The following is a 12695-nucleotide window of genomic DNA, read 5'->3' as shown; positions in this document are numbered from 1 at the left end:
CATGACGGACCTTCAGATCCGGCCCGACGCGGCCGGACGCACCACCGGGGCCCCGGCGATCCGGCCCGGGCTGCTCCTCGCGCTCGTCCTGGGCGGGCAGTTCATGGCCGTGCTCGACCTCTCCATCGTCAACGTCGCGGTCCCCACCATCCGCACCGACCTGGGCGCCTCCGGCGCCGCCCTCCAACTGGTCATCGCCGGGTACACCATCGCCTACGCCGTGCTGCTCATCACCGGGGCCAGGCTCGGCGCCCGGTACGGCTACAGCCGGCTCTTCCAGCTCGGCCTGGCCGTCTTCACCGCCGCCTCGCTGGCCTGCGGCCTCGCCCCGGCGACCGGCTGGCTGATCGCCTTCCGGCTGCTCCAGGGGGCCGGTTCGGCCCTGATGGTGCCCCAGGTGATGAGCCTGCTCCAGCGCACCTTCACCGGCGCCGCCCGCACCCGGGCGCTCGGCCTCTACTCGGCGGTGCTGGCCGGCGGCATGGCGCTCGGCCAGGTGCTCGGCGGCGTCCTGGTCAGCGCCGACCTGTTCGGCAGCGGCTGGCGGCCGGTGTTCCTGGTCAACGTGCCGATCGGGGTGCTGCTGCTGGCGGCCGGCGCCCGGCTGCTGCCCCGGCTGCCCGGCGACGCCACCCGGGGCTTCGACGTCCCCGGCCTGGTGGTGCTCGGCGCGGCCCTCGGCCTGCTGGTGGTCCCGCTCGTCCTCGGCCACGAGCTGGGCTGGCCCCTCTGGGGCTGGGTGATGATCGCGGCCGGCGTGCTGCTGTTCGGCGTGTTCGTGGCCGTCGAGCGCCGGGTCGCCCGGCGCGGCGGACAGCCGCTGATCTCCGGGCGGGTGCTGCGCGCCCCCGGGCTGCGGCCCGCGGCCGCCGGACTGTTCGCGATCATGGCGGCCTTCGCGGGCTTCATGTTCGCCTTCGCCCTGCACCAGCAGTCCGGGCTCGGCCACACCGCGCTGGAGGCCGGGCTCTGCTCGGCGCCCGTCGCCGTCGGCTTCGGCCTGTCCAGCCTGCACTGGCACCGGCTGCCCGGCCGGCTGCACCGGGCCCTGCCGGCCCTCGCCGGGGCGCTGCTGGGCGGCGGCTACCTGCTGCTCGGGCTGATGCTCGGCGGCGGGGCGGGGATCGGCGCCGGGCCGCTGGTGGAGATGGCCGGGCTCGGCCTGGCCGCCGGCTGCGCGTACTCGCCGCTGTTCGCCCGGGCGCTCGCGGGGGTGGCGCCCGAGGACGCGGCCGACGCCAGCGGCGTGATGGTGACGGTCATCCAGCTCGGCCAGGTGATCGGGGTCGCGGTGCTGGGCTCGGTGTTCCTGGGCCAGGTCGACCTGCCGGCGCCGGCCGCGGCGTCGGGGGCGGCGCTGCGGACCACCCTGCTGGTCGACGCCGCGGCGGTGCTGGTCGCGGCGGGCTTCGCGGCGCGCGGCCGGCGGGCGGCGCGGTAGCGGGGAGGGTCCGGTAGCGGACGTGGTGCGGTAGCGGAGGTGGTGCGGGGAGGCGGCCTTGGGGGGTGTTGCGAGGCGCGTGTGCGTGGCTGCGCGCCCCGGGCGTGAGGCGTACGCCCGGGGCGCGGGTCGGCGGGGCTCCGGGGGCGGGGGCGGCGGGGGCTCCCGGGGCGTGTGGTGCGGACCTCGGGAAACGGATTTCTGGAGCACGCCCCGGACCGTGTAAAGTAGTCGATGTCGCCGAGGGAAACGGCCGGAAACAACCGGGAACCACGGTGACATCGCAGGTCAAGGGGCTATAGCTCAGTTGGTAGAGCGCTTGCATGGCATGCAAGAGGTCTGGGGTTCAATTCCCCATAGCTCCACAGCAGTCGAGAGCCGCCTCCCGGAAACGGGAGGCGGCTCTTCGCCGTTCTGCCCGCGCCACCGGTCGGCGGGCCCGGAATCCCGCTACCGTCGTGCCATGGCCGATCTGGAGCGAAGGCGGAACGAGGAACTGGCCCGGATACTCCACCAGCTCGGCTGGAGTCCGGAACGGCTCGCCCGCGAGGTGAGCCTCGCCCTGCCGCCGGGCCTCGCCATCAGCTCCACCGCCCCGTACAAGTGGCGCGACCGCGGCATGGTGCCGCGCAGCCCGCACGACCAGGCCGTCTGCGAGGTGCTCAGCCGCACCCTCGGCATCGCCGTCACCTACGAACAGCTCTGGGGCCGGATGGGCGGCCACCGCGGCGCCAAGATCCTCTCGCCCCGGCTGCTCACCGACCCGTGGACCGCCGACACCGCCCAGACCGCGCTGCGCGAGGCCGCCACCGACGCCGGACCGGTCCGCCTCACCGACCTGTTCCGCAGCGCCGACCTCGACCAGGCCGCCGCCCGCCTCGACTCCCCGCCACCGCCCGTCGGCGGCGGCGAGGGCGCGCTGCGCGTCGAACCCGGGCTGGTCGGCGAACTCGGCCTGTCCTACCGCAGCAAGCAGAAGCTCGAACGGGCCTGCGGCGGCGGCCTCGTCCTCGGCCCCGTCCGGGCCGAACTCGCCATGCTGGCCAAGCTGCTGGAACTCGGCGCGTACGACGAACGGCTCGGCCGCGAGCTGTACGGCACGGCCAGCAGACTCGCCCGGCTGGCCGGCTGGGCCGCGTACGACCTCGGCCACGACGCGGCCGCCCAGCGCGCCTTCGTCGCCGCGCTGCGCGCCGCCCACGTCGGCGGCGACCCCCGGCTCGGGGTCGCCGTGCTCGGCGCGCTGGTCGTGCTCGCCACCCAGGGCCCCGGCGGCCGCGGGCTGGAGGCCGTCTCCGCGCTCGCCACCGCCCTGGACACCCACGGCGCCGCGCTCAGCCCCACCGCCCGGGCCCGCCAGTACGGCCGGCTCGCCCGCGCGTACGGCCGCCGGGGCGAGGCCGAGCGGGCCGAGGCCGCCGCCGCCCGGGCCTTCGCCGAGCTGGACGGCCTGCCCGGCGCCGAGGAGGCCCGGGCCGCCCTCGCCGGGATGGTGGGGGAGGGGCGGCTGGCGCTCGGCCAGCACCGGCTGGCCAAGGTGCTGCTCGCCGAGGCCGTGGCCGGGCTCGGGCCGGGGCGGGCCCGCTCCAAGGCGCTGCTGATGGTGCGCCTCGCCGAGGCCCACCGCAGGCTCGGCGACCAGCGGGAGGCGGCCCGCACCGCTGCGCTCGCGCGCTCGCTGGCGGCGGGGATGCAGTCCGAGCGGCTGGCGAAGGCGCTGCGGGAGTTCGACGCGGCGGGGCGGGCGGCCGCGCGGTGACCCGGCGTGCGGGTGCGGGTGCGGGTGCCGGTGGGGGTGGGGGCGGGGGTGCGGGGTCGTCGGCCGGGCGGTGCACCCGGGAGCGCGTCGACCCGCTTGCGGTACCCTGAGCCCATGCGAACCGTGCGCCTGCTCCTTAGCCGGCCGCGCTGACCAGGACCGGCTGAGCCCTCGGGCGGTGCCGGAGTCGGCGTGGCGTCCCCTCCTGCGAGGGGATTTTTTGTTTTCCGCCCCCGACCCCGTACCGGGCCGGGTCCTCCGGGCCGGCCGCCCGTCCGGTTCGCCAACTGACATCGATGGAGCTTGAAGGACCATGAGCGAGACGACCCCTGCGTCCGGCGCGGCCGAGACCGTGACCGAGCCGTTCCGGTACAGCGCCGCGCTGGCGGCCGAGATCGAGTCCCGCTGGCAGGACATCTGGGAGAAGGAGGGCACCTTCCACGCCCCCAACCCCACCGGTGCGCTGGCCGACCCGGCGGCCGGCGACGTCGCCGCGAAGCCGCACAGCTTCATCATGGACATGTTCCCGTACCCCTCGGGCGCGGGCCTGCACGTCGGCCACCCGCTGGGCTACATCGCCACCGACGTCTTCGCCCGCTACCAGCGGATGACCGGCCACAACGTGCTGCACACGCTGGGCTACGACGCCTTCGGCCTGCCCGCCGAGCAGTACGCGGTGCAGACCGGCACCCACCCGCGGGTCTCCACCGAGGCCAACATCGCCAACATGCGCCAGCAGCTGCGCCGGCTGGGCCTGGGCCACGACCCGCGCCGCTCGATCTCCACGATCGACCCGGACTACTACCGCTGGACCCAGTGGATCTTCCTGCAGATCTTCAACTCCTGGTACGACGCGGACGCCCGCAAGGCCCGTCCGATCACCGAGCTGGTCGCCGAGTTCGAGTCCGGCGCGCGTGAGCTGCCGGGCGGGCGCGCCTGGGCCGAGCTGTCCGTCGCCGAGCGCGACGAGGTGCTGGGCGAGTACCGCCTGGCCTACGCCAAGGAGGTGCCGGTCAACTGGTGCCCGGGCCTGGGCACCGTACTGGCCAACGAGGAGGTCACCGCGGACGGCCGCTCCGAGCGCGGCAACTTCCCGGTGTTCAAGTCCAACCTGCGCCAGTGGATGATGCGCATCACCGCGTACTCGGACCGGCTGATCGAGGACCTGGACCTGCTGGACTGGCCCGAGGCCATCAAGCTGCAGCAGCGCAACTGGATCGGGCGCTCCGAGGGCGCCCGGGTCGACTTCGCCGCTCCCGGCGACCAGAAGATCACCGTCTTCACCACCCGGCCCGACACCCTGTTCGGCGCCACCTACATGGTGCTGGCCCCCGAGCACGGCCTGGTCGACTCGATCGTCCCCGCCGCCTGGCCCGCGGACGTGCCCGCCGAGTGGACCGGCGGCGCCGCCACCCCCGCCGAGGCCGTCGCCGCCTACCGCGCCGCGGCCGCCGCCAAGTCGGACGTCGAGCGGCAGGTCGAGGCCAAGGTCAAGACCGGTGTCTTCACCGGCGCCTACGCCGTCAACCCGGTCAGCGGCGCGTCCGTCCCGGTGTTCATCGCCGACTACGTGCTGATGGGCTACGGCACCGGCGCCATCATGGCCGTCCCCGCCCACGACCACCGCGACTTCGCCTTCGCCCGCGCCTTCGCGCTGCCGATGCGCTGCGTCGTCGAGCCGACCGACGGCCGCGGCACCGACCCGGCCGAGTGGGACGACGCGTTCGACACCTACGACTCCGTCATCGTCGACTCCGCCCGCGCCGAGGGCGACCTGTCGCTGGACGGCCTGAGCGTCGTCGACGCCAAGGCCGCCGCCACCGCCTGGCTGGCCGAGCGCGGCATCGGCGAGGGCACCGTCAACTACCGTCTGCGCGACTGGCTGTTCAGCCGCCAGCGGTACTGGGGCGAGCCCTTCCCGATCGTCTACGACGAGGACGGCGTCATGCACGCGCTGCCCGAGTCGATGCTGCCCGTCGAGGTCCCCGAGGTCGACGACTACTCGCCGCGCACCTACGACGCGTACGACGCCGCCTCCTCGCCGGAGACCCCGCTGTCGCGCAACGAGGCCTGGGTCAACGTCGAGCTGGACCTGGGCGACGGCGTCAGGAAGTACCGCCGCGAGACCAACACCATGCCCAACTGGGCCGGTTCCTGCTGGTACGAGCTGCGCTACGTCGACCCGTCGAACACCGCGAAGGTCGTCGACCCGGCCAACGAGAAGTACTGGCTGGGCCCGACGGAGACCAAGCCGGCCGGTGGCGCCGACCTGTACGTCGGCGGCGCCGAGCACGCCGTGCTGCACCTGCTGTACGCGCGCTTCTGGCACAAGGTGCTGCACGACCTGGGCCACGTCTCGTCCGTCGAGCCGTTCCACAAGCTGTTCAACCAGGGCATGATCACCGCCGACGTCTACCGCGACGAGCGCGGCTTCCCGGTGCCCGCCGCCGAGGTCGAGGAGCGCGACGGCCAGTACTCCTGGCAGGGCGAGCCGGTCAAGCGCGAGGCCGGGAAGATGGGCAAGTCCCTGAAGAACGCCGTCGCGCCGGACGACATCGCCGACGAGTACGGCGCCGACACGCTGCGCCTGTACGAGATGTCGATGGGCCCGCTGGACGTCTCCCGTCCGTGGGACACCCGCGCCGTCGTCGGCTCGTACCGCTTCCTGCAGCGCCTGTGGCGCAACATCGTCTCGGAGACCACCGGCGAGCTGGTCGTCACCGAGGAGGAGCCGGACGACGCGACGCTGCGCGCCCTGCACAAGGCGATCGACGGCATCCGCGGCGACATGGCCGGGCTGCGCTTCAACACGGCCGTCGCCAAGGCCATCGAGCTGAACAACTACCTGGTCAAGCGCGGCTCCACGCCGCGGACGGTGGCCGAGCAGCTGGTGCTGATGGTCGCTCCGCTGGCCCCGCACGTCGCCGAGGAGCTGTGGCGCCGCCTGGGCCACGGCGAGTCGCTGGCGCACGCCGACTACCCGGTCGCCGACCCGGCGTACGTGGTGGACGAGACGGTGACCTGCGTGGTCCAGATCAAGGGCAAGGTCAAGGCGCGGCTGGAGGTCGCGCCGGGCATCTCGGACGCCGAGCTGGAGGCGCTGGCGCTGGCGGAGCCGGCCGTCGTCGCGGCGATCGGCGGGGCCGAGGTGCGGAAGGTGATCGCGCGGGCGCCGAAGCTGGTGAACATCGTCACCGGCTGAGTGCCGTCGTGAGGCTGCGGCGGCTGTAGCCGATGTTGCCGTGGTCGCTGTTGCCGCTGTTGCTTCGGCAGTTTTCGGGCGGGCGTCCTTCGGGGCGCCCGCCCGGCGTTTGCGGGGGGCCTCCGACCGGCGTTTGCGGGGCGGGCGCTCGGCGGTTTCGGGGTGCTCGCCCGGCGGTTTCGGGGCGCTCGCCCGGCGGTTTCGTGGTCGTCGGGGGCCCTCGGGGAGATCCCGGATCTGACCCTGATCTCCGTCCGCCGGGGCCTCTCGGGCTGCCCCCGGGCGGGTCCCGGCGGCTACCGTGGAAACCTCGGCGATGCGGCCCGCGTTGGGCCCGGTGAGGGCCGGAACGACGGCGGAAGGTGGCGCGCGATGGACGTGTTCGGCGTGATGATCGGCCTGGTCCTGCTCTTCGGGGTCGCGGTGATGGTGCTGGCCGTGGTCGGCACGGTCAAGGCCGCCAAGGCCGTCGGCGCGAAGATCGAGAAGCACGAGGCCAACGCCCGGCGCGCCGTGGAGAACGCCACGCTCAAGGCGAAGACGTACACCAAGGTCGGCCCGCCCGCCCAGATCGCCTCCGTCCGGCTGGGCCTGCGGACCTCGCTCGACGGCACCCGGCAGGTGCTGGAGAGCGGCCTCGCCCAGGACGGCCAGCTCGGCGAGGCGCTCGCCCTGCTCAACCGGCTCGACGCGCACGCCGCCGAGCTCGACGGCGAGCTGCGGACGCTGGAGCGCGAGCCGGACACGGCGCGGATCGCCGCCAAGCTGCCGGAGCTGCGCGAGCGGGCTGAGCGGATCACGCACTCGGCGGAGACCATGCGCTGGGCGGCGCAGGACCGGATGCACCGGTTCGCGGACGACGAACTGAGCCGGCTGAGCCAGGAGTGCGAGAGCGAGGCGGGGGCCCTGCGGCACTGGGATGTCGCGGGGGGCGGGGCGTCGTCGGGGGCGTCGGCTCCGTCGGCTTCGTCTGCGGCCGGGGCGTCGGGCTCGGGTTCCGGCGGTTCCGCGGGTGCGGCGCGGGCCGGGCTGACCGACGGGAAGGGGCGCCCGAGTGCTGAGGAGCTGCTCGGGCTCGCCGATCCGCTGGCCAAGCTGGCGCAGCGACTGCGCAAGCCCTCGGCCGGGCCGTCCGCGGGCTGAGCCGGCGGTGCGTCGCGGCGCCCCCGGCCGGTGCCCGGACCGGGCGCTGTCCTCCCGGACCGGCGGGGAGTAACCTCCGGCTCATGCCCTCCGACCTCGCCCTCGTCACCGATTCCACGGCCTATCTGCCGCAGGAGACCCTCGACCGGCACGGGATCACGGTGGTCCCGCTGAGCGTCGCGGTCGGTGACTCGGTGCTGAGCGAGGGCGTCGAGATCTCCCCGAAGGACGTCGCCGAGGCGCTGCGCGGCAAACAGCGGGTGACCACCTCCCGGCCGAACCCGGAGACCTTCGCCGCCACCTACCGGGCGGCCGCCGAGGCCGGGGCGAAGGGCATCGTCTCCGTGCACATCTCGGGCGAGCTGTCCGGCACCGTCGAGGCCGCCCGGCTGGCCGCCGCCGAGGCGCCCGTACCCGTGCGGGTGGTGGACAGCCGACTGGTCGGAATGGCCCTCGGGTACGGGGTGGTGGCGGCGGCCGAGGCGATCGCGGCCGGGCAGGGCCTGGCCGAGGCGGCCGGGGCGGCCGGCCGACGGGCGGCCCGGAGCAGCGGTTTCTTCTACGTCGACACCCTGGAGCACCTGCGCCGGGGCGGCCGGATCGGGGCGGCGCGGGCACTGCTCGGCTCGGCCCTGGCGGTCAAGCCGCTGCTGCACCTGGACGGCGGGCGGATCGAGCCGCTGGAGAAGGTGCGGACGGCGTCGCGGGCGATCGCGCGGCTGGAGGAGATCGCGGTCGAGCGGTCGGGGGAGCAGGAGGTCGACATCACCGTGCACCACCTGGCCGCCGAGGACCGGGCCGAACCGCTCGCGGAACGGCTGCGGGCCCGGGTGCCGGGGCTGCGGGAGCTGTACGTGGGCGAGGTGGGGGCGGTGATCGGCGCGCACGTCGGTCCGGGGCTGCTCGCGGTGGTGGTCGCGCCGCGCTGAGGCGGTCGGTCGGTGGTGCCGGTCGGTCAGGCTGATCGGCGAGTGGTCAATTTCGGACGGTCCTGATCACTCCCGTGAGTGACACTTTTTATCCACAACCCCTGGGTTATCCACAGGGTTTGGTTATTCTCCGCGCGCTCGCCGGAGGACTCCTACCGTCCTCGGCATGACGACCTTGGGCCTGGGCGCGGCGAAGCGCCATGCGATCAACGAGACGGTACGGCTGCGGATGGCCGCGCTGCTGCCGGCGGCGGGGGACGAGCCGGAGGGCGGCTCGGGCGGTGGTTCGGCCGGTGGTTCGGCCGGTGGTGCGGGTGGCGGTTCACCGGGGGCGGCCCCGCCGGCGGCGGGGGAGCGGGCGGTGGCTGCCACCGGGCCTCCGTCGCTGCAGCCATCGCTGTCGCTGTCGCCGTCGCCGTCGCCGTCGCCGTCGCCGTCGGCGGTTGGCGTGCCGGTGCCGTCGGATGCGGATGTTGCGGCGGACCCGGCGGAGGCGGGGGCGCGCCCGCGGTTCTCCCCGTTCTCCCCGTTTCCCTCGTACGCCTCGGCGCTGGCGCTCGACCGGCGTGCGGTGGCCGGGCTGGCCATCCTGCTGCTGTTCGCGGTCGGCTACGCCGTGCAGCACTTCTGGCTGGCCCGGCCGCAGACGGTCGCCGTGCCCGCGCTGGCGGCGGTCGCGGCACCGTCGGGGGCCGAACCGTCCGTCCCCGCCGACGCCGCTGCCGTCGACTCCAGAGCCGGGCCCGGCACCGCTGCCGAGGCCGCCGGCGGTGCCGTGGCGGGCGTCGTGGTGGACATCGGAGGGCGGGTCCACGTCCCCGGCCTGCACACCCTGCCCGCCGGCTCCCGGGTCGCCGACGCCCTACGGGCGGCAGGCGGTCCACTGCCGGATACGGACACCAGGAACCTCAACCTGGCCCGCGTCCTGGTGGACGGCGAGCAGATCCTGGTCGGCGAACAGACGCCCGTGCCCGCCCAGGGCGTCGGAAGCGGAAGCGGGAGCGGGAGCGGACCTCCGGGCCCCGCCGCGCCCCGACCGCCCGTCAGCCTCAACCGCGCCACGCTCGAACAGCTCGACACCCTCCCCGGCGTCGGCCCCACCCTCGCCCAGCGCATCCTCGCCTACCGCGCCTCGCACGGCTCCTTCCGCACCCTCGACCAGCTCCGGCAGGTCAGCGGCATCGGCGCCCGCACGTACGCGGAACTCCGTCCGCTGCTCACGCTCTGACGCCGCGACGCCCGTCGGCTCTGCCCGGTCCCCTCTCCTGCGTTCCCTGCCCGCTTCCCGTCCGTCTCCCCGTCCGTTTCCCCGTCCGTCTCTCCGTCCGTTTCCCCGGCCACCGAAGGGAGGTGCCACCATGTCCGTCGCCGCCGCGCCGGTGGGTCCGGCCGCTGCACCCCGCTCTCCGGGAGCCGACTTCCGGCTGTTGCTGCCGGCCGTCTCGGCGTGGGCGGTCACGGCGGCGCTGCTGCGCCTGGAGCCGGGGTACGAGGCCCTCGTCCTCGCCGCGGCGGGCCTTGCCGTGCTCACGGGCGTCCTGCTGCTCACCAGGCCGGGGGTGCTGCGCCGGCGCGGGCCCACGGCGACGCTGGCCGCAGTCCTGCTCACCGGCGCGGCGGCCGCGATCGCCACCCCGCTGCACACCGCCGACCTCCACCGGGGGCCGCTGCCGGAACTCGCCCGTGCGTCCGTGGCCGCCGAGCCGCGGGCGCCGTCCCCGGTGGTGGAGGTGGAGCTGACCGTCGCGGGGGACCCGAAGACCCACACCTCCCGGGGCGGCCCCACGGGCGGGCAGACGCTCCTCACCGTCGACGCGGTGGCCGACCGCGTCACCCTGGTCCCGGCCGGGCCGACCACCCGCACGCGCACGCCGGTGACCGTCATGGTCCGCGGTGCGGAGGGCGGGCCCTGGCAACGACTGCTCCCGTCCCAGCGGCTGGCGGTGGAGGCCGAGGTGCAGCCGGCGGGGGAGGGCCACGACACCGAGTCCGCCGCGCTGCTGGTCGTCCACGGGCCGCTCCGGCAGCTGGCGCCGCCGAGCCTGCCGCAGCGGATCGCCGGCCGGTTGCGCGAAGGCCTGCGCTCGGCCACCGACGGACTGCCGGCGGACTCGCGCGGGCTGCTCCCGGGGCTGGTCGTCGGCGACACCTCGCGGCTGCCCGACGACCTCGAAGACGCCTTCCGGGCCACCGACCTGGTCCACCTGGTGGCGGTCAGCGGGGCCAACCTGGCGATCGTCCTCGGCGCGCTGCTGGGCGCGCCCGGGCAGGCCGGCACTCCGGAGCGGCGCGGGCTGGCCGCGGTGCTGGGGCTGTCGCTGCGCACCGGCGCCCTGTTCGGCACGGCGCTGACGCTGGCCTTCGTCACCGTCTGCCGGCCCGAACCCAGCGTGCTGCGGGCGGCCGGGACAGGGCTGATCGGCATGCTGGCCCTGGCCACCGGCCGTCCCCGCCGGGCGGTGCCCGCGCTCGCCGGGGCGGTCCTGGTCCTGGTCCTGCTGGACCCGTTCCTGGCGCGCTCGTTCGGCTTCCTGCTCTCGGTGCTCGCCACCGCCGGGCTGCTGATCCTCGGACCGCACTGGGCCGAGGCCCTGCGGGCCCGCCGCTGGCCCCGCCACCTGGCGGGCGCGCTCGCGGCGACGGCGGCCGCTCAGGCGCTGTGCGCGCCGGTGACGGTGGTGCTGTCCGGGCACATCAGCCTGGTCGGCATCCCCTGCAACCTGCTGGCCGAGGTGGCGGTGGCCCCGGCGACGCTGCTCGGATTCGGAGTTCTCGTCCTGCAGCCGCTCCTCCCGGTCCTGGCCCGTCTGCTCGCGGAACCGGCCGGGGTGCCGGTCGGCTGGCTCGCCCTGGTGGCGCGCCGCGGCGCCGAACTGCCGGGCAGCCAACTGACTTGGTCGGGAGGGTGGTTCGGGACGGTGACAGTCGCGCTGGCCGTCCTGGGAGCCTGCTGGGCGGCACCACTCCTGCTGCCCCGACGGCCGGCGCCGGGGAGCCCGGCGCCCGCTCGCCGGCGCTGGGTGCGAGCCCTGGCGGCCGGGGCGCTGACGGCGGTCCTGCTGGCCGTGCTGCTGCGCCCGCCGCAGCTCACCCGGATCGCCACCGGCTGGCCGCCGCCGGGGTGGCGGCTGGTGATGTGCGACGTCGGGCAGGGCGACATGCTGGCCCTCGCGACGGGGACGCCGGGCAGTGCGGTGGTGATCGACACCGGCCCGGATCCGAACGCCGCGGACAGGTGCCTGCGCGACCTCGGCATCACGGCGGTCCCCTTACTGCTGCTGACGCACTTCCACGCCGACCACGTCGAGGGCGTGCCGGGGGTGCTGCGGGGCCGCAGGGTCGGCGCGGTCGAAGGCACCACGCTGGACGACCCACCCGGCGAGGCGGCCCGGGTGGCGGGCTGGGCGGCAGGTGCCGGCCTCCCGCTGCTGAGAGCCGGTCGGGGCGAACGGCGCTCGGCCGGCGCGGAGTTGGCCTGGGACGTGGTGTGGCCCGTCCCCGGCGCGACTGCCGAGGCGCCGGGGCCGAACAACGCAAGCGTCGCATTGATGGTGTCACTGACAGGAGGACTACGGATGGCGCTGCTCGGAGATCTCGAACCGCAGGCCCAGTCGGCCCTGTTGGGCCGGGTCGGGAGGGCGGACGTCGTGAAGGTGGCGCACCACGGATCGGCCCACCAGGACTGGGACCTGGCCGGCGTCCTGCGGCCCCGACTGGCCCTGATCTCCTGCGGAGAGGGCAACGCGTACGGCCACCCGTCCCCGAGGACGGTCGACCACCTGCGCGCGCTCGGCGCCACCGTGCTGCGCACCGACCGGGAGGGAGACATCGCGGTGACGGGTGATTCCCCGGCCACCCTGGGCGTGGCCGTCCACCCCCAGCCCGCGCACAGTGCCCACCGCCCCCGTAGCCACGGCGGGCCCGGAGGGTCCGGCGCCCACGCCTCCGTAGCCCACGCCCACCCCGAGCGGACGTCCTCCGCCCCGCGAGCCCCGCCCGCGTAACCCCCGCGCTCGCCTCCTCCCATTAACCAGGTGGGGCATGGGAAGGGTGAAGGGGGTTGTGGGAGGAGGTGCGGCGCAAAGCTGGCAGAAACGTTCCGGCGCGCTCCGGGCTCAGCCCGGAGCGCGCCGGTGAAAAGAACGCAAGCCCGGGGACAAAGGGCACCCCGCAGCGAGGCGCCGCAGGAATCGCAAGTAGCCGCAAGGCAGTTGTGGCGCG

General features: G+C 75.2%; 7 protein-coding genes and 1 tRNA gene. All 8 read left to right on the top strand.

Annotated features, from left to right (window positions below):
- Position 1: 1 nt before the first annotated feature.
- The 8 genes from ACZ5GH_RS12080 to ACZ5GH_RS12045 all read left to right on the top strand — a co-directional run bounded on the left by ACZ5GH_RS12080 (position 2) and on the right by ACZ5GH_RS12045 (position 12478).
- Positions 2 to 1441 carry an MFS transporter gene (locus tag ACZ5GH_RS12080; RefSeq protein ID WP_464334245.1) on the top strand — a complete coding sequence of 480 codons (1440 nt, stop codon included), beginning with the start codon at positions 2 to 4 and terminating at the stop codon, positions 1439 to 1441.
- 292 nt (positions 1442 to 1733) lie between these two features.
- Positions 1734 to 1806: transfer RNA gene (locus ACZ5GH_RS12075), tRNA-Ala, on the top strand.
- 98 nt (positions 1807 to 1904) lie between these two features.
- Entirely contained in the window at positions 1905 to 3200 is a 1296-nt protein-coding gene (locus ACZ5GH_RS12070) for a hypothetical protein (protein WP_387748254.1), read from the top strand.
- A gap of 313 nt (positions 3201 to 3513) precedes the next feature.
- Complete coding sequence (leuS, locus tag ACZ5GH_RS12065) at positions 3514 to 6402, top strand: leucine--tRNA ligase (protein ID WP_387748256.1); 2889 nt, start codon at positions 3514 to 3516, stop codon at positions 6400 to 6402.
- Between the two features lie 372 nt (positions 6403 to 6774).
- Positions 6775 to 7545, top strand: a complete 771-nt coding sequence (locus ACZ5GH_RS12060; RefSeq protein ID WP_464334244.1) for a hypothetical protein — start codon at positions 6775 to 6777, stop codon at positions 7543 to 7545.
- A gap of 83 nt (positions 7546 to 7628) precedes the next feature.
- Positions 7629 to 8474: a DegV family protein gene (locus tag ACZ5GH_RS12055; RefSeq protein WP_464334243.1), complete on the top strand. Its 846-nt coding sequence runs from the start codon at positions 7629 to 7631 to the stop codon at positions 8472 to 8474.
- A gap of 166 nt (positions 8475 to 8640) precedes the next feature.
- Positions 8641 to 9702, top strand: a complete 1062-nt coding sequence (locus tag ACZ5GH_RS12050; RefSeq protein ID WP_464334242.1) for a ComEA family DNA-binding protein — start codon at positions 8641 to 8643, stop codon at positions 9700 to 9702.
- Between the two features lie 130 nt (positions 9703 to 9832).
- On the top strand, positions 9833 to 12478 hold the full coding sequence (locus tag ACZ5GH_RS12045; protein WP_464334241.1) for a ComEC/Rec2 family competence protein: 2646 nt from the start codon (positions 9833 to 9835) through the stop codon (positions 12476 to 12478).
- Positions 12479 to 12695: the final 217 nt, after the last annotated feature.

The organism is Kitasatospora sp. Xyl93, assembly GCF_055383135.1.
This window is presented reverse-complemented; position numbering and strand designations above follow the sequence as displayed.